We start from the raw sequence: 16,912 nt of genomic DNA, 5'->3' as shown, positions 1-16,912 counted from the left end.
TCTGCTCCCCTGATGAAAACCGAGGATCGCGAAGCCATTTATGGATCAGGTTGGTATTCATCGCGTAGCGCCGCGCAACCTGCGCAACCGACACCCCGGAAACCCGCGCCTGCATGCAGATTGACCGCTTCTCTTCGTCTGACCAAACCCGCTTCTTCTGCCCCTTCTTGCCCGCCATCGCTTACCTCAAGATGTCCACTATCCATGGTGGACATCTAGCAGGCACTCCATCACGCCGTCAGAGCGGGGACACCGGACGGATACACCTCTTCCGACCGCGTGGGACATTTTCTGGATCTGGATCAGGTCGGAGTGTATGGAAACGATTGGCCAGAAAAACGTTGCGATCGTCACAGCATCCATCTCGTTCGCGATACACTTCCGCAAAGTCTTGGACGGTGACAACATGGTTCCCGTCACACAGGGCCAGTCTCGGTGCCGCGAAACTCCGGATAACGAGCTTGTTGACTCGACATCACATCATCGCGCTGATGCTGTTGAACCCACTTGATCAGCATTGATAATCCCACCCCCAAACCGGATGAAGCCTGCGGTCGCGTCCGACCGCTGGTGGTTGCGATGCGCACAGCATCACGGCGAAACTCGTTGCCATTTCTCGTCCCCTTCATAGCAAACATTACTCGAAAGGGACCGGATCCAAACCGAGGCAACACCATGCAGGCCTGAGTTCTGCTACAATGCCCCGCGGTGCAGTCCACTGAAGAAACTATTTTTGCGCCGGTCACAAATATAGGCCTCCTGCGCGAGGCGAGTTTGGTTTATCCGTTGATATTTGGGGCTGCGGCACAGCCAGAAAAGCGGTATTGTCTGAAAAACATGGGCGTTGGAACTCAACTAGGGTCGAAGATGAATAGGGTTTGAAGCGGGTTGCAGCAGTGTTGCGCGTTGATTTTGTTGAAGGGTCAGTGGCGCATCGACTTCGGTTCGGTGGTGGTCGTGGGCAAGACTTAGCGAAGGCAATGGGACTTCGTGCAGGCAAAACACCAACGATTATCGACGCGACGGCGGGACTGGGCCGGGACGCATTTCTTTTAGCGTCTCTAGGTGCGCAAGTGACTTTAATTGAGCGCTCGGAGGAAATGCATAGGTTGTTGGCCCAAGGCATGGAACGCGCTGAGAGAGAGGGAGGCCAGTTTCGCGAGATCATTGGCCGCATGACCCTTTTGAAGGGGGACGCCAAGGATTTGATCCCTGAACTGTCTGGCGAAGCAATTTTGGTTGATCCAATGCATCCCGAACGGAAGAATTCGGCGCTGGTGAAGCAGGACTTGCGTCAAGTCCGTGACATCGTCGGCAGCGATGAGGACGCCGGTGATCTGGTACGGTTGGCGATCAAACATGCGCGCAAGCGGGTGGTGCTTAAGTGGCCTGCCAAGGCTGATCCGATTGAAGGCGTTCAGAAATGCACACATCAGATCCGTGGCAAAACTACACGATATGATGTGTTTATGATTGGTTGAGAAGCTGCCCGCTCTCTGGTGGCAACGCCGCGCGTCCTTTACGGTTTGCGCTGCAGCCCAACCCTGGACCGCCGTAATCTGGAGTTTTCCAGCTCTTTCACGATGGCGGGCTGGAGGCTCCTTCGGGATAATGTGTGTTGATCGGGACGTTATGTCCGATCGCGCGGTAGGGGCGGTCTTCGGTATTGTTTCGCCGCCAATCCTCCAGCTTTTGGTGGGTTTCCGCAGGCCGATGAACCAATGATCGTTCAGGCATTTTGACCGGAAATTGCTGGTATACGCCTCGAAAAAGCCGTTCTCCGTGGGCTTGCTGGGGCTTGGGAAGTCCAGAGTAACGTGGTCGGCATGGGTCCAAAGGTCGAGGTGGCGCGCGATAAATTCGCTGCCGTTGTCGCCTCTTATCGTCTTGGGATAGCCGGTGCGGGCGCAGACCCATTCCAGAGTTTGAACAACGTCCTCGTCGGCATAAGAAAATTGCGGATCGACCGCCGGGCAGAAGCGAGAATGCGTGTCGACCATCGTCAGGATTTGCAGTTTGTTGCCCTTTGCAAGCTGGTCGTGGACGAAATCTATCGCCCAAACACGTTCGGTTCAACGGCCTCCTGCCGGCCTTCCCGCAGCGTCGCCTTGATCCGACGCTTCGGGTGCTTGCTGCGCCGTTGCAGGCCTAACTCATTGTGAATTAGTCTCGTATTCTTCATGTTGATCCCTCATCGTTCGCGGCGTGGCCGCACATGCCCGCGACGGTAGCCTGGTCGGCGCCCCGCGGTTCGACACGCCCCAATCGATGCTCATTTTGCGATCCAGCGCTAAGCATCCGGCAGTGAACGGACCAACTTTTCTAAGTCCCATTGTCGCATTCTTATAAGCAACCTTATAAGCAACAAATCCTCACCTGAGGGGGGGGCCGAAAGCTGGACACTGACGTATGCTCTGATTTGCTGTCTGCTGATCTTCACCATTGAGGAGATCGAAGATGCCGAAACGAAAGCAACACGCCCCTGAGTTCAAGGCGAAGGTGGCGCCTGAAGCGTTGAAATGGGAGGAGACCATTTCCGGAGATGGCGAGTCGGTTCGGCGTGCATCCGACGATAATCAACCATTGGACACGTGCGCTGCTCGACGGCGCGTCTGGTGTCTTTGAACGCGGCGGCCGCAAGACGCCGGCCATCGATGAAGGCCAAGTCAGGGACCTGCATGCCAAGATCGGGGAATTGGCGGTAGCCAACTCTTTTTCGGAAAGAAAGCTAATACTGTGGGGCGGGACGTGAGGCGCAGCATGGTTGAGCGCGACCATCCTGACCTGTCGGTCGGTCAGCAGTAAGCGCTGCTGTCGATCCCGCGATCGTCGTTCTATTCTAGCTGCAGGGTAAGGTGGAGTTGAACCGCGCGCTAATGCACCTGATGGGGTTGATGCCGATCTATCAGAAGTCGAACCCCAGCAATCCAGCGAAGGGACATAAGCCCTATCCCCACCTCTTGCGTGGGCTGCGGGTGGGCAAGCCAAATCAACTCTGGTGCGTGGACATCACCTATCTGCCGATGCGCCGCGGATTCCTCTATCTGATGGCGATCATGGACTGGCATACCCCGATGGTTCTGTCGTGGCGGATCTCGAACACGCTGGACGCGGACTTCTGCGTCGAGGCGCTGAACGCAGCAATCTATCGGTTCGGACCGCCGTGCATTATGACCAGCGATCAAGGATTGTAGTTCTCGTCGTTTGCTTGGACTGACCGCCTAAGGCGGTCAGTCCAAACAAACGAAGTGCCACCGAGCAGGCGGCGTTGATGTGATGCCTGACCCACGAACACCAGACGGGCCCGCGGTATCTGTGAGGACGCATCATGAGGCTGGAGTTATGTCCGCACCCGACAACACGTCAGAAAATGCTTCAAAATCCCTACTTGCGCTTGGGGCGGTTACAAATGTTGCAAACCTGACCCTTGAGGTGTGAATTGCCCATTGCCCATTGCCCACTGGATGCCGGAAGGTTGCCTCCAGCATCCAACTGGAATGGTCGTTCCCATCACTCTGAAGTGGTGTGGGACGCAGCGGTCCGGTGCTGGATCAGACCGCAGCGACGATGATGATCTCGACCTTGTGATCTGGCGTTGCCAATGCGGATTCGCCGGTGGCCCGTGCCGGAGGATTGGCGGGATCGACCCATGTATCCCACACGCCGTTCATCGTCGCGAAATCGGCCATCGAAGCCATCCAGATCGTGGCTTGCAGGATCTTCGACTTGTCTGACCCGACTTCTTCAAGAAGTTTGTCGACGTTTGCGAGGATCTCTTTGGTCTGGGCGGCAACGTCGTCTCCCGGTGTTCCCACCTGACCTGCCAGCCAAACTGTCCCATTATAAACAACGGCTTGGCTCATGCGGGGGCCAGGGTGCAGGCGTTTGATCGTGCTCATTCTGTTCATCCTTCAGTGAAGTATCCAAGGCCAAGGCTGGCCCATTTAGAAGAGAACCTGCGCAGAGCGTCGCCGTGCGCGATCCGGCAGGTCGTGAGGCTGCGTGCTCGCAGGGAATACGGGCCGACCTAAAACCTGACAAGCCCTACTTCATGGTTCGCAGTGCCGCGTTTGCAAAAGACGACGGCGGTTCGGGCTTCTGCGATGCGGTTTGCCCCAGCGTGAGCCGTTGACAGTGTGCCTTGCGCGCGCTCAATACCAGTCATGGAACAGTTTTCTCTTCTCGATCTTTCGCCCGTCCCAGAAGGCCAAACCGTCGCGGATGCGCTGGCCAATTCGGTTGCGCTTGCCCGCGCGGCCGAAGCCGCCGGTTACCACCGCTATTGGCTGGCGGAGCACCACAACATGCCGGGGATCGCCAGCGCGGCAACGGCGGTTGTGATCGGCCAGATCGCCGCGGCGACACAGACCATGCGGATCGGGGCAGGTGGGATCATGCTGCCGAACCACGCGCCCTTGATGGTTGCGGAACAGTTCGGCACCCTCGCAACGTTGTTTCCCGGTCGGATTGATCTCGGACTGGGGCGGGCACCGGGCACTGACATGGCTACCGCGCGGGCTCTGCGCCGTCACATGGCCCCAGAGGACAGCTTTCCTCAGGACGTTCAGGAACTGATCGAATACTTGGGCGATATGCCCGATACCGCGCCGGTACGGGCGATTCCGGGAACGGGCACGAACGTTCCGGTCTGGATACTTGGCTCCAGCCTTTATGGGGCGCAACTGGCGGCCTATTTGGGACTGCCCTATGCCTTCGCCTCGCACTTCGCCCCGGCGATGCTGGAGCAGGCGCTGGAGGTTTATCGGAGCAGCTTTCGGCCATCCGCCACATTGAAGCGGCCCTATGTCATGGTCGCGGCGGGCGTCTGCGCCGCCGATACCGATGCCGAGGCCAAATTTTTACGATCGTCCCAGATTTTGGCGTTTGCCCGCCTGCGAAGTGGCCGTCCCGGGAAGTTGCCGCTGCCGACCGACCATCCAGAAGCCGAATTTCCTGCGCCTATTTTGGCGCAAGTCGATCAGGCCCTGTCCTGTTCTGCGACGGGCAGCCCAGAGACGGTCTCGCGGCAACTTGCGGATATCCTTGCCCGGTATCGGCCGGACGAATTGATCGTGACCGGGATGATCCACGACCACGCGGCGCGGGTCCGATCCTTCGAGATCGTGGCGCAGGTTCTGACTGGAATGCGGCAGTCGGCATCTGCGACCAGCCCCTGAGGGCCGACTACAGCAGTCTTCGCAACCCGCGCGCAAAAATATGTGGATTGCCGCCGTTCCGCGCCTAAAAACGTGCGAAACGGCGGCAAAACTTTGCCCCATCAAGGGCTGCCGTCAGAGTGCGGTCCACTGTCCATTGGCGGTGGAGGACGCGACGCAGGCGGCGATAAACGCCACCCCTTCCATGCCATCCGCCAAAGTGGGGAACGTGACATGCGGCGGCAGGGCGTCGCCGGTGCGGTGGGCGCGAATGGCCAAGGCCGCCTCGCCATAGATATTGGCGAAGGCTTCGAAAAACCCTTCGGGGTGGCCGGGGGGAATGCGGGACAGGCGCTGCGCCGCCTCTCCGGTTGACTTCGACGCCCGGGTGATCAGCGTGGTCGGCCCCCCCAAGGGGGTGACCTTCAGAACATTCGGGTTTTCCTGCTGCCAGTCCAGCCCGGCCTTGGTGCCATAGACCCGAAGCCGCAGGCCATTTTCGGCCCCGGCCGCCACCTGACTGCACCAGAGCATGCCGCGCGCGCCGCCAGCAAACCGCAGCAGCACGTGGGCATTGTCATCCAGACGCCGGCCGGAAACAAAGCTCTGTAGATCCGCAGACAGCGCCTCGGGCTGCAAGCCGCTGACGAAGCGGGCGATGTTCCATGCGTGGGTGCCGATGTCGCCGATCGCGCCGCCGATGCCGCTGAGGGCGGGGTCGGTGCGCCACGCGGCCTGTTTGTTGTCTGGGCTCGGGTCTTCGGCCAGCCAGTCTTGTGCATATTCCACTTGTACCAGACGGATCTCGCCCAAGGCGCCGCTGTCCACCCGGGCTTTGGCCTCGCGCACCAGCGGATAGCCGGTGTAATTATGGGTCAGGATGAAGACCGCATCTGCGGCGTCGGCGGCCGCCTTCAAGGCCGTGGCATCCGCCATCGTCCCGGTCAGCGGTTTGTCACAGATGACATGAATTCCCCGTTCCAGAAACGCGCGCGCCACCGGCAAATGCAGGTGATTTGGGGTGACAATCGCCACCGCTTCGATCCCGTCCGCACGGCGGGACTCGCGCTCGGCCATCTCGGTAAAATCATGATAGATGCGGTCTTCGGACAGCCCGATTTCAAGCCCTGATGCTTTGGCCTTGTCCGCCGTCGAGGACAACGCACCGGCGACCAGATCGAACGCGCCGTCTAGGCGCGCGGCGATGCGGTGGACCCCGCCGATCAAGGCACCTTGACCACCGCCCACCATCCCCAGACGGATCGGCCCTTGCCGGTCGGCGAACCGGCTCATCGGTCCAGCCCCAGCATCGCCCGGTTGGCTGCGTCGTCGGTGCCGCCGGCGGCAAAGTCATCAAAAGCGTGGGGCGTGACCCGGATGATGTGATCGCGGACAAACGCCGCCCCCTCACGCGCCCCATCTTCAGGATGCTTCAGGGCGCATTCCCATTCCACAACCGCCCAGCCGTCGAAATCCATTGCCGCCAGCTTTGAGAAGATCGCGCCGAAGTCCACTTGCCCATCCCCAAGGCTGCGGAAACGTCCGGCGCGATTTACCCATGACTGAAAGCCGCCATACACGCCCTGCCGTCCGGTTGGGTTAAACTCGGCATCTTTGACGTGGAACATGCCGATCCGATCCGCGTAAATATCAAGGTTATCAAGATAATCCAGACATTGCAGGACATAGTGACTGGGATCGTACAGCATTTTCGCACGGGGGTGCTGGGCGACACGATCCAGAAACATTTCAAAACTGACCCCGTCATGCAGGTCTTCACCGGGATGAATCTCATAACACAAATCCACCCCGTTCTCATCGGCCAGATCCAGCAGGGGGCGCCAGCGCTTGGCCAATTCATCAAAGGCCGCCTCGACCAACCCTGCGGGACGCTGTGGCCACGGATAGATATAGGGCCATGCCAGCGCGCCCGAGAAGGTCGCAACCGCGGTCAGCCCAAGGTTGTGCGAGGCGCGGATCGTCTTTTCGACCTGCGCCACGGCCCATGCTTGCCGCGCTGCGGGGTTGCCGCGCACCGATGGCGCGGAAAACCCGTCGAAGGCGGTGTCATAAGCCGGATGGACCGCAACCAACTGGCCCTGCAAATGGCAGGACAGTTCCGTTACAACAATGCCATTGGCCTGTGCCTGTCCGGCCCAGTCGTCGCAATAGCCCTTGCTGTCAGCCGCCAGATCAAGGTCGATGAGGCGGTTGTCCCAGCTTGGCACTTGCACGCCTGCATACCCGCAATCGGCTGCCCATGCGGTAATTGCAGGCCAGCTGTTGAATGGGGCCGTGTCGCTGGCAAACTGCGCCAGAAACAAAGCCGGTCCTTTAATGGTCTTCATGTCCCCTCCTTCCCGCCTGCTCCAAGGCGGGTCACAACGATAGTGGTCTGGGCGCAAGCCTTTCAGAGACCGCGGCCGTGAACAACTGAAATCCCTGAACCTGCATGATGTTGCTGGCATCGCGGTGCCGGGGGTTGGTTATCCCAGAGACGGGGGCCGGACAAACGCCGCGCCTGCTTACCTGCTTTGGCCCACAGCAGTTCCATCCGATAGGACGATGACATCTTCGGCCGCGACAGACAGGGCGACCTGCTCTCCCGGCACGGGGGGCGGCGCAGTGGGGCGGTTGAACATATCAAGCGACATCACGCCTGACCCGGTATCGACCTTGACCCGCACCACCGAGCCAAGGAAGTCGACGGCGACGATGCGACCGGGCAGAGATAGCGCTCCGTCGCTCTGAGGCCGAAGTGACAGGGCTTCGGGGCGGATCGCCAATCCAACCTCGGTGCCGGTCTTGGCGGCCAACGGGCGTCCAAGGGTGACAGAGTCCGCGCCGATTTGAAGGGTGCCGGTGCTGGGATCTTGGATGGTCGCAACGATCTGGTTCAAAGTGCCGACGAATGACGCGACGAACCGGGTCTTGGGCGTGTTATATATCTCAAACGGGGTGCCGACCTGATCGGCCACACCTTGGTGCATCACGACGATCCGGTCAGACATCGACAGGGCTTCTTCCTGATCATGGGTCACATAGATGGTGGTGATGCCGAGGGTTTTTTGAATGTCTCGGATCTCGGACCTCAGGGACACTCTGATTTTCGCATCAAGGGCTGACAGGGGTTCGTCCAGCAACAAGACCTGGGGTTGCACCGCCAAGGCGCGGGCCAGCGCAACGCGCTGCTGCTGCCCGCCGGACAATTGAAACGGAAAGCGCGCACCGAATTCGGAGAGGCCGACAATCGCCAGCATTTCAGCGACCCGACCGCGAATTTTAGCCTTGGGCGCACGGGCGACGCGCAAGCCGAAAGCTACATTCTGTGCGACTGTCAGATTGGGGAATAGGGCATAGCTTTGGAACACCATGCCGATATTGCGCTGGTTCGGGCGCTGATCAACCACGTCCTTGCCGTTGATGCGGATGCGCCCACTGGTGGGCGTTTCAAAGCCGGCAACCATGCGCAGGGTGGTGGTCTTGCCGCAACCCGACGGCCCAAGGAAGGAAATAAACTCGCCTTTCTCGATGCTAAGATTAAAGTCCTTCACGACTTGGTTTGTCCCATAGAACTTTTCGAGATGCTCAATGTCGAGAAAACCCATCAGCGCGGTGCTTTCGTATGTTTGGAGAACTGGGTGACCAGTTGAATGAGACCCATGCACGCCCAGGTGATGGCGAATGAGATCACCGCAAGCGCGGCCGGCTCATAGGCACGGTTGGCGCCGATTAGCTGCAAGTAGGGGCCAAATGCCGGCCGGTTCAGCAACGCGGCCAGAACGAATTCGCCGATCACGATGGCGAAGGTCAAAAATGCCCCCGACAGAACCGCGATCAGGACATTGGGCAGAATGACCCGGGCCAGAATAAGCACCCAGCCTGCGCCCAAAGATTGCGCCGCTTCGGTCAGGCTGCGCACGTCAATGGCCCGCAGTCCGGTATCGACTGCCCGATACATATAAGGCAGCGACAACGTCGCATAGCCGAACATCAGCAGCAGATTGGTGCCCATGGCCGAACCCGTTAACGGCAACAACGATGACGTGTTGTACATCCGGATATAGCCGAACACGATGACGATGGGCGGGATCACCAATGGCAATAGGGTGATGAATTCCAGCAACGGGCGCAGACGCGGCATCTTTAGGCGCACCCAGTAAGCCGTCGGCACCACCAAAAGCACGCCAAAAACGATGGTACAAATTGCCATGATGACCGAATAGCCAAAGGTTTCATGAAACCGGGGGTCCGCCAGCACCGCGCGATAGGCATCGAGGGAATACTCACCGCGCCGCATCCGCAGCGAAAATTCGATGGTACCGAGCAAGGGCAGCGCGAAGTAGATCACGCCGACCGCGATGGCAAGCCAAGACCAGAAGCGGTTCACTTTCATCGCGTCCACCGCTCAGACCGGGCCCGTAACCAGACATAGAGGCCATTCGCGATCCCTGTCACCACGATCATCCCAAAGGCAAGCGCGTAGCCAAGGTGCGGGTCTTGCAGCACGTCGCCGCGGATTTGCGCAAACAGCACAATCGGCACAATCGACAGGGACGAGCCGGTCAGCGCATAGGCCGTTGCGACGGCGCCGAACGCGTTGGCGAACAGAAGGGCGAAGGTGCCAAGGATCGCTGGAAAGAGGATCGGAAAGGCCACCATGCGCCAGTATTGGAAGCCGCTTGCGCCCAGAATTGTGGCGGCCTCTTTCCATTCTTTTTTCAAACCGTCCAGCGCCGGGGTGATAATCAAGACCATCAATGGGATCTGGAAAAACAGATAGACCAGCGTAAGCCCCGAAAAGCTGAGCAGGTTAAACCCCATGGCATAGATGTTGATGCCAAACCAAGATTTCAGCGTCACGGTGACCAACCCCAACCGCCCCAGCGTTGCCAGAAAGGCAAAGGCTAGGGGCACCCCGGCGAAGTTGGACGCCACGCCGGAAAAGGTCATGAGCGGGCCACGCAGACCTTTGGGCAGATTGCCCAAGGTGACGGCCGCTGCGATCGAAAACCCGATCACACAGCCCAGCAGGGCCGAGGCGACAGAAATACGGATCGAGATCCAATACGAGGCAAGAATGGAGGGGGTGAACAGGCCACGGATATTCGCAAGGGTGAACCCACCATCCGGCGTTCGGAAGGCGCCGGTCACGATATACAAGGCCGGACCAATCAAAAACAGCAGAGCAAACAACGCGAATGGCACGATGCCAAGCCAATGCAGCGGAAGGGGTGTCCGGGGCGTGGCCGGGCCGTTTGCAGCCATACGTTTCGTCCATAATTAAGTCGTGTCAGGATGTTGCGCCCCGACACTCATGCGGGACGCAACTGGTTGGTCCGTTTATTGAACGCTTGCGCCGACCACGCTGTCCCAGCCACCGGTCACCACGTCTTTGCTTGCGCTTTGCTCTTCAAGCGTCGGAAAATAGGCGTTGGCATAGGCCGCCGCGGGCGGCAGCGCGTCCAGCAACTCTTGCGGGATCACATCGCGCTCGGCCATGTCGTTGAACCGGATCGGATGGCAGTAGCCTTGCAACCACAACGTTTGACCTTCGTCGGAATAGAGATACTCCATCCACAGCTTGGCAGCGTTGGGATGCGGCGCATAGGCCGAGATGGCCTGCACATAGACACCGGCCACCACGCCGGACGCAGGAACCACCACAGCGACCGGCGGATTACCGTTCAGCGTGTCACGACCCGCCAATGCGTTGTAATCCCACTCGATCACAATCGGCGTCGCGCCTTGGGCCAAAGTCCCGGTTTTGCCAATGACGGGCACGAAATTCCCCGCAGCGTTCAGTTTGGCGAAGAAATCCAGCCCCGCCGTGCCGGACGCATCCCCCGGGGCGCCGCCTTCGGAAATCCCTGCTGCCATCACGCCCAGAATGGCTTGATTAGAGGCGCGAGGATCCCCGGCCAATGCCACAGAGGCCGCATATTCCGGCTTCAAAAGATCCGACCAGTCGAGCGGCAGTTCGTCAATGATATCCCGGTTCACTGCAAACGACAGCACGCCGTAATAATCGCCGTACCAAAAGCCGTCCGGATCCTTAACCGTCTCTGGAATGGTGTCCCAAGTGGACACTTTGTAAGGCTGCAACAGGCCTTCTTCTTTCGCCGCGGGACCGAAGGCAAATCCGACGTCAATCACATCCGGCGCTTGCGGGCCGGTATTGTCCTTGTTGGCGCGGATGGCTTCCAGTTCGTCGGCGCTGCCGGCGTCGGGGTTCAATTCGTTGACCTTGATGCCGGGATATTTGGCCTTGAAGCCGTCAATAACTGCGCCGTAGCCGCACCAATCATGAGGCAAGGCGATTGTCGTCAACATGCCTTCTTCGGTGGCGGCAGCCACAAGGTCTTCCATCGTCTGGGCCGAGGCTGTCGACGCAACGAGGGTCGCGACGCTTGCCGAAATCATCAAATTCATTCTGCTGGACATGAGATACGGTTCCTAATTCTAGCGGATCGGCCGAGTTTCCCCGTGCCATGATGCGAGCGCAGCGATTGCGGTGATCCGTCTGATCGAGGCAGCACGCGGGGATGGGACTGTGCTTGCGATCCAATAGCAAGGAATAAATGCGCTGGTTGTTGAATAATTCATCAAAACAGACACTTCAACCAACTATCACACCGGGAAATTCAGGCGATCGTGTTGGGACGTGCGAGGCAAACGCGTCGACAACGTGGCGGAGCGCTATGTCAGTATCTGCGCGGTGTCCGCAAGATGGATCGTGATGGCGGCGTAAAAGGTCACGGTGGCGACCAAAACGAACACGTGCCAAATGGTATTGTGAAACGGCAATCGTTCCCAAAGGTAAAAGCCCATGCCCACTGTGTATAGGCCGCCTCCGGTCAGGATAAGCGCCTTCACCGGCCCGGAAAACTGAGAAATCAGGCCCCAGCCACCAAAGACTCCGGCCCAGCCCATGGCCAGATACAGCGTCAGGGCGAGCCAGCGAAACCGGTTCGGTGCAAAGATACGTAAACCGCATCCAGCGAAGGCCGAGGCCCATAGGCTGCTGAGCAGAAGCGCGACCGGCGCGCCGCTGAGAAGGGCCAGCGGAGTGAACGTGCCGGCGATCTTGAGATAGATTGCCGAATGATCCAGACGCCGTAGCCATTTTTGCCAAGATTGACGGTGCACCATGTTATAAAGAGCCGAGCAAAGGATCATGGCGACCAAGGTCAAACCATAGATCGTGACCCCCAGAATGGCGGGGGTGTCGCCGCGCCAGACCGCCGACAGTGCAATCAGTACCGGCGCCGAGATCAGCGCAGCCACCAGCCCGACGATGTGAACGACCGCATCGGACCTCAGTTCAGCCCGGCTATATTGAGAAAGGTCAGACCGCGATGATGTCATCTCCTGATCTTATCGGGATTTGTTAACGCGGCAATCTCGGTTTTGCGGCAGGCCGAACAAAATTTTATTGGCAGGACCTGATGCCCCGCCAGCGCAGCGTTGGACCTGCGGGCAGACATCTGGCCCCCCTTGAAAGGGAGTGGACACAACGTCGCAGACGCGCTAAATCTGCCATACAAGTTCAAACCAAGCGACGGGACGATCGCAGCTTACTTGTAGTCTGGGAGGACACATGAATACTCTGAAGAAAGCGTTGCTCGGCGGCGCCATATCGGCTGTCATGGCGACACCGATCTATGCAACCGAACTGGTCGGCGCTGTTCAGTTTGACGACAACCATTCCTATGGCAAAGCGTTGCGTGAATTTGAACGTGTCGCGGGTGAATGTTCGGGTGGATCACTGACGTTTGAGCTTCACCTGAATTCTGAACTGGGTCTGGAAAAGGACTATTTCGAGAATATGAGCCAAGGGATTGCGGTGGATTACGCCATCGTCAGTCCTTCGCATATGTCGACCTTCAGCCAAATGGCGCCGCTGATGGATATGCCGTTTTTGTTCCGTGATTTGGATCACTGGAACGCGGTGATGGATCAGGATGCGCTGTCCCCGCTGGCGGATGACGTGCTGGCAAAGGCCAATGTTCGGCTGATCGGCTATGCTGGCGGCGGCACCCGGCAGTTGATCGTCAACCGACCGATTACCAATATGGAAGAATTGTCGGGTCTGCCCATGCGCGTGATGGGGGCCCCAATTCAGACCCAGATCTTCGAAGCGATCGGCGCGGCCCCGTCGGTAATTGCCTATGACGAGGTCTATAACGCCATTCAGACCGGGGTTATTGATGGTGCTGAAAACGAAGCCTCGGGTATCGAGCAGATGAAGTTCTATGAGGTCGGACCGGATATTTCGCTGACCCAGCACGCCATTACTGTGCGTCCGATTGCCTTCTCGAACGCCACATATGAACGGCTGTCGCCGGAAGAGCAGGCCTGCGTTCTTGAGGCCGGAAAGGCCGCCGGAAAGCTGGGCCGCGAATTGGAAAGCGGCCAAGACAGCGCCAAGTTGCAAGCTATGGAAAAGGACGGGTTGCTGACGACCTACGTGTTCACTGAACGCGACAAGCTTCTGGAACTGGCGGCACCAGTCAAGGCGTCCTATGCGGAAAGCCTTGGTGCGTCGGAAGTTCTGAAATCGATCGAAGCGGTTCAGTAATTCCGCGTGTGGCTTGCGGGGCGGGTGCCCCGCAAGCCACACCCCCCCGCGAACCCTGTCCTGACCTTAAAACGAGAGCCACCATGCGTGTGCTGATCGAAGGCTATTATCGCCTTCTGAAACTATTATTAACGCTGTTGATCACCGCTTTAATCGTGCCGGTATCGATGCAGATCCTCAGCCGTTATACTGGCGTGATCCCGCGCTATATCTGGACTGAGGAAATCGCCCGGTTCTGCTTTGTGTGGATCATCATGATCGGCGCCATGATCGCTGTGCGCGACGGCACCCATTTCGATGTGGATCTGCTGCCCCACAGCCCTAATCCCTTGGTGGAGTTGATCGGCAAACTGATCGTGCATGCCGCGATCCTGCTGATGGCGGTGTCGTTCTTGATCTGGGGCTATGATTTTGGGATTCTCGGCTCCCGCCAGCGTTCCGAAATTTCCGGGTTGCCCATGCTCTCGATCTACATCGCATGGCCGATCGCCGGGGCAACATGGGTCCTGTTTACGGCTGAGCGGGCTTACAACGACATTAATGACTATCGCAAAGGAGCGCCTCATGGGGCCAGGTGAGGTTGCTGCGATCCTGTTCGGGACATTCGCGCTGCTTGTTGTGTTGCGTGTGCCGGTTGCATTCGCGCTGGGACTGGCCGTGGTGCCGGTATTTTTCATTGATCCACGGCTGACGCCAGTGTTGCTGATGCGAGAGATGTTCAAAAGCTACAATTCGTTCGTGTTGTTGGCGGTGCCGTTTTTCCTGTTGGCCGCCAATTTGATGAATGGCGCGGGGATCACCGACCGGTTGATCCGGCTGGCGCGGGCTATGGTCGGCCATTTACCCGGCGGTCTTGGCCATGTGAACGTGATGGTGTCGATGCTGTTTGCCGGAATCTCGGGCAGTTCAACAGCGGACGCTGCCGGGATCGGTTCCTTGCTGATCCCGCAGATGAAAAAAGAAGGCTATGACAGTTCGTTCGCGGTGGCGATCACGGCCTGTTCCAGTGTGATGGGTGTGATCATTCCGCCGTCGATCCTGATGGTCGTCTGGGGCGGGTTGATGTCCGTTTCCATCGGCGGGCTGTTTCTTGCAGGGATCCTGCCGGGGGTTCTGATCGCCGGTTCTCAGATGCTGACGGTCTATATCTATGCCAAACGCCGGGGTTATCCGGTGCATGTGCGCTCGACATTGATTGGCCTGCTGACCGCGACACTGTCGGCATCGCTGGCGTTGATGACGCCTTTGATCATCGTCGGCGGTATTGTCGGGGGGTTCTTCACCCCGACCGAAGCCTCGGTGGTTGCGGTGCTATACTCGCTCATTCTGGGGGTCGTGGTCTATCGCAGTGTCACATTGCGCGCGCTTCCGGGCATTTTGTATGACAGCGCCCGGTTTTCCGCGATCACCTTGTTCTGCATCGGGACGGCCTCGGCCTTTGGCTGGTGTCTGGCCTATTTCAAGATCCCGGCAGCCTTGGTGGCCCAGATCGAAGCGTTGGGACTGGGCATCACCGGCACCGGCATCATGTGTGCCTTGGCATTCTTGTTGATCGGCATGTTCATCGACGCAATTCCAGCGATCATCATTCTGGGGACGGTGCTGTATCCGGTGACGGTTCATGTCGGGATGCATCCGATTCACTTTGCGATTATCGGCGTGATGTCCTTGGCTTTTGGGCTTGTGACGCCGCCCTATGGATTGTGTCTGCTGATTGCGGCCTCCATCGGCAAAATACGTCTGGTGGACGCGATGCGTGATGTAATCGTGATCTTGCTGCCAATGATCGCGGTCTTGATGTTCATCATTCTTGTGCCAGATGCCATCTTGGCCCTGCCGCGCTGGATCATGCCGAAATTTGTGCAGTAACTCTAATGGCGGTTCAGGATGCGTTGCCTGAACCGCCATAGGATTCGTCCGGTTCAGGCGTGGTGAAGGTTGCAGCTTCCGGGGTTGTGGTCGGAATGGACGGCACGTGCATGAATGCGCCCTTGGAGTGGCCCTTTACGGCGGCCCGGACATTGATCCGCCACAGGGCGAACAGAACCATCAGCACATGGGCCATGAGCGAGGTCATGAACAGTCCGCTGACCCCGATTGTGCTCATGCCGACGCCGGCAATTAACGGGCCGACGATGCAACCCAATCCGAAGACCATCAGCAATCCGCCGCTGGTCTGAATGAAGGTGCCGTCTTCGGCGTGGTCGTTGGCATGGGCGAGGATGACCGGATACATGGCAAAAATTGAGGCACCATACAGGCTGACGGCGGCAAGGTATTGGAAGGTGCCGTCAAGGCGCATCAGGATAAAGATCAGATCCGCAAGCATGCCCATGAAGGCCAAACCGATCAGGACCTTGCGGCGGTCCATGCGGTCCGACAGGTATCCGACGGGGATTTGGGATAGGGCACCCACCAGAATTGGCAGGCTGGCAAATAGCGCGACACTGTTTAGCGGCAACGCGACCCGTTCGGCATAGACGGCCGAGAGGGTGCCGAATGACCCATTAGAGATGCCAACCATGAAGACGCCGAACACCGCAATCGGCGAATTTCGCCACAGCGCTGGCACGTTCAGTGACACCGACACCAGTGGATTTGGCGACACGCTGGAGGAGATTGTGATCGGGATCAACGCCAGACAATAGATGATCCCTCCGACGACGAAGAAGAAAAATCCGTCGATATCCCCGAGGGTTATCGACATCTGCCCGCCGGTGGAGGCCAGCAGGTTGACCATGGTGTAGACGCCAAAAATCTTGCCGCGCGAGCGGGCTTCGGTGCGTTCGCTGAGCCAGCTTTCGACGATCATGGCGGCCCCGGCAAAACAGAAGCCGGTGACGGCCCGAAGCGGGATCCACGCCCAAGGCGAGATCAGCAATAGCGACCCGAGGATCGAGACGGCGGCGAATGAGGCCATGACGCCGAAGGCGCGGATATGGCCGGTGCGACTGACAAGGCGCGGGGTGATCAGGCATCCGGCGACATAGCCGCAGGCCCAGCCGGTGCCCAGAAGCCCTAGAGAAATCGCAGAAAATCCCTCAGCCGACCCGCGCACTGGCAAGATCAGACTGTTCAAACCTCCGGCAAACAGCAGCAACGCTGAACCGAACAAAAGGGCGCTAATGGGAAGAAGATACCGAACCATCCGGTGACCCTATCACCGGTAACGCGG

General features: G+C 58.7%; 16 protein-coding genes and 2 pseudogenes. 7 read left to right on the top strand and 11 right to left on the bottom strand.

Annotation, left to right across the window (positions count from 1 at the left end):
* Positions 1-500: 500 nt before the first annotated feature.
* Positions 501-629, bottom strand: a pseudogene (locus BV911_RS19950) (IS3 family transposase); the annotation flags it as partial.
* Between the two features lie 249 nt (positions 630-878).
* Here BV911_RS19950 and BV911_RS05085 point away from each other — a divergent pair.
* Positions 879-1,481 carry a class I SAM-dependent methyltransferase gene (locus BV911_RS05085; protein WP_086052517.1) on the top strand — a complete coding sequence of 201 codons (603 nt, stop codon included), beginning with the start codon at positions 879-881 and terminating at the stop codon, positions 1,479-1,481.
* Between the two features lie 315 nt (positions 1,482-1,796).
* Here the strand turns inward: BV911_RS05085 and BV911_RS20345 are convergent.
* Positions 1,797-2,054 (bottom strand): annotated as a pseudogene (locus tag BV911_RS20345) (transposase family protein); the annotation flags it as partial.
* A 488-nt stretch (positions 2,055-2,542) separates the two neighbouring features.
* Here BV911_RS20345 and BV911_RS19540 point away from each other — a divergent pair.
* Both BV911_RS19540 and BV911_RS05070 read left to right on the top strand, forming a co-directional pair.
* A complete protein-coding gene (locus tag BV911_RS19540; protein ID WP_168183981.1) occupies positions 2,543-2,752 on the top strand; it encodes a hypothetical protein in 210 nt (69 codons plus the stop codon).
* 109 nt (positions 2,753-2,861) lie between these two features.
* A complete protein-coding gene (locus BV911_RS05070) occupies positions 2,862-3,194 on the top strand; it encodes a DDE-type integrase/transposase/recombinase (RefSeq protein WP_139840033.1) in 333 nt (110 codons plus the stop codon).
* 357 nt (positions 3,195-3,551) lie between these two features.
* Here BV911_RS05070 and BV911_RS05065 read toward each other — a convergent pair whose 3' ends face one another.
* Positions 3,552-3,899, bottom strand: coding sequence for a RidA family protein (locus BV911_RS05065; RefSeq protein ID WP_086052500.1), 348 nt, complete (start codon positions 3,897-3,899; stop codon positions 3,552-3,554).
* A 264-nt stretch (positions 3,900-4,163) separates the two neighbouring features.
* Here BV911_RS05065 and BV911_RS05060 point away from each other — a divergent pair, with 264 nt between their 5' ends.
* Positions 4,164-5,177: an LLM class flavin-dependent oxidoreductase gene (locus BV911_RS05060; RefSeq protein WP_086052499.1), complete on the top strand. Its 1,014-nt coding sequence runs from the start codon at positions 4,164-4,166 to the stop codon at positions 5,175-5,177.
* 114 nt (positions 5,178-5,291) lie between these two features.
* Here BV911_RS05060 and BV911_RS05055 read toward each other — a convergent pair whose 3' ends face one another.
* The 7 genes from BV911_RS05055 to BV911_RS05025 all read right to left on the bottom strand — a co-directional run bounded on the left by BV911_RS05055 (position 5,292) and on the right by BV911_RS05025 (position 12,524).
* Positions 5,292-6,449 (bottom strand): Gfo/Idh/MocA family protein, encoded by a 1,158-nt coding sequence (locus tag BV911_RS05055; protein WP_086052498.1) that lies wholly within the window; start codon positions 6,447-6,449, stop codon positions 5,292-5,294.
* Positions 6,446-7,504, bottom strand: a complete 1,059-nt coding sequence (locus tag BV911_RS05050) for a sugar phosphate isomerase/epimerase (protein ID WP_086052497.1) — start codon at positions 7,502-7,504, stop codon at positions 6,446-6,448. The genes BV911_RS05055 and BV911_RS05050 overlap by 4 nt, the downstream gene beginning before the upstream one ends.
* Before the next feature lie 177 nt (positions 7,505-7,681).
* The gene (locus BV911_RS05045; RefSeq protein WP_086052496.1) at positions 7,682-8,764 is read right to left on the bottom strand and encodes an ABC transporter ATP-binding protein; all 1,083 of its coding nucleotides are present in this window, start codon (positions 8,762-8,764) and stop codon (positions 7,682-7,684) included.
* Complete coding sequence (locus BV911_RS05040) at positions 8,764-9,552, bottom strand: ABC transporter permease (RefSeq protein WP_086052495.1); 789 nt, start codon at positions 9,550-9,552, stop codon at positions 8,764-8,766. The genes BV911_RS05045 and BV911_RS05040 overlap by 1 nt, the downstream gene beginning before the upstream one ends.
* Entirely contained in the window at positions 9,549-10,424 is an 876-nt protein-coding gene (locus tag BV911_RS05035) for an ABC transporter permease subunit (RefSeq protein WP_086052494.1), read from the bottom strand. Before BV911_RS05035 ends, BV911_RS05040 begins: the two co-directional genes overlap by 4 nt.
* 75 nt (positions 10,425-10,499) lie before the next feature.
* Positions 10,500-11,600 carry an ABC transporter substrate-binding protein gene (locus tag BV911_RS05030; protein ID WP_086052493.1) on the bottom strand — a complete coding sequence of 367 codons (1,101 nt, stop codon included), beginning with the start codon at positions 11,598-11,600 and terminating at the stop codon, positions 10,500-10,502.
* 255 nt (positions 11,601-11,855) lie between these two features.
* Positions 11,856-12,524, bottom strand: a complete 669-nt coding sequence (locus BV911_RS05025; protein ID WP_086052492.1) for a hemolysin III family protein — start codon at positions 12,522-12,524, stop codon at positions 11,856-11,858.
* Between the two features lie 232 nt (positions 12,525-12,756).
* Between BV911_RS05025 and BV911_RS05020 the strand changes: the two genes are divergently transcribed.
* From BV911_RS05020 to BV911_RS05010, 3 genes are all read left to right on the top strand, one after another.
* Positions 12,757-13,737 carry a TRAP transporter substrate-binding protein gene (locus BV911_RS05020; protein ID WP_205963795.1) on the top strand — a complete coding sequence of 327 codons (981 nt, stop codon included), beginning with the start codon at positions 12,757-12,759 and terminating at the stop codon, positions 13,735-13,737.
* A gap of 83 nt (positions 13,738-13,820) precedes the next feature.
* Entirely contained in the window at positions 13,821-14,315 is a 495-nt protein-coding gene (locus tag BV911_RS05015; RefSeq protein WP_086052491.1) for a TRAP transporter small permease, read from the top strand.
* Positions 14,302-15,606 (top strand): TRAP transporter large permease, encoded by a 1,305-nt coding sequence (locus BV911_RS05010; protein WP_086052490.1) that lies wholly within the window; start codon positions 14,302-14,304, stop codon positions 15,604-15,606. Before BV911_RS05015 ends, BV911_RS05010 begins: the two co-directional genes overlap by 14 nt.
* 13 nt (positions 15,607-15,619) lie before the next feature.
* Here the strand turns inward: BV911_RS05010 and BV911_RS05005 are convergent, their stop codons facing one another.
* Positions 15,620-16,885 (bottom strand): MFS transporter, encoded by a 1,266-nt coding sequence (locus BV911_RS05005; protein ID WP_086052489.1) that lies wholly within the window; start codon positions 16,883-16,885, stop codon positions 15,620-15,622.
* Positions 16,886-16,912: the final 27 nt, after the last annotated feature.

The sequence above is a fragment of the Pseudoruegeria sp. SK021 genome, assembly GCF_002119405.1.
In the GTDB taxonomy this organism is placed as follows: domain Bacteria; phylum Pseudomonadota; class Alphaproteobacteria; order Rhodobacterales; family Rhodobacteraceae; genus Meridianimarinicoccus.
The sequence above is the reverse complement of the archived record's forward strand: the minus strand, read 5'-3'. Positions and strand labels throughout refer to the sequence as shown.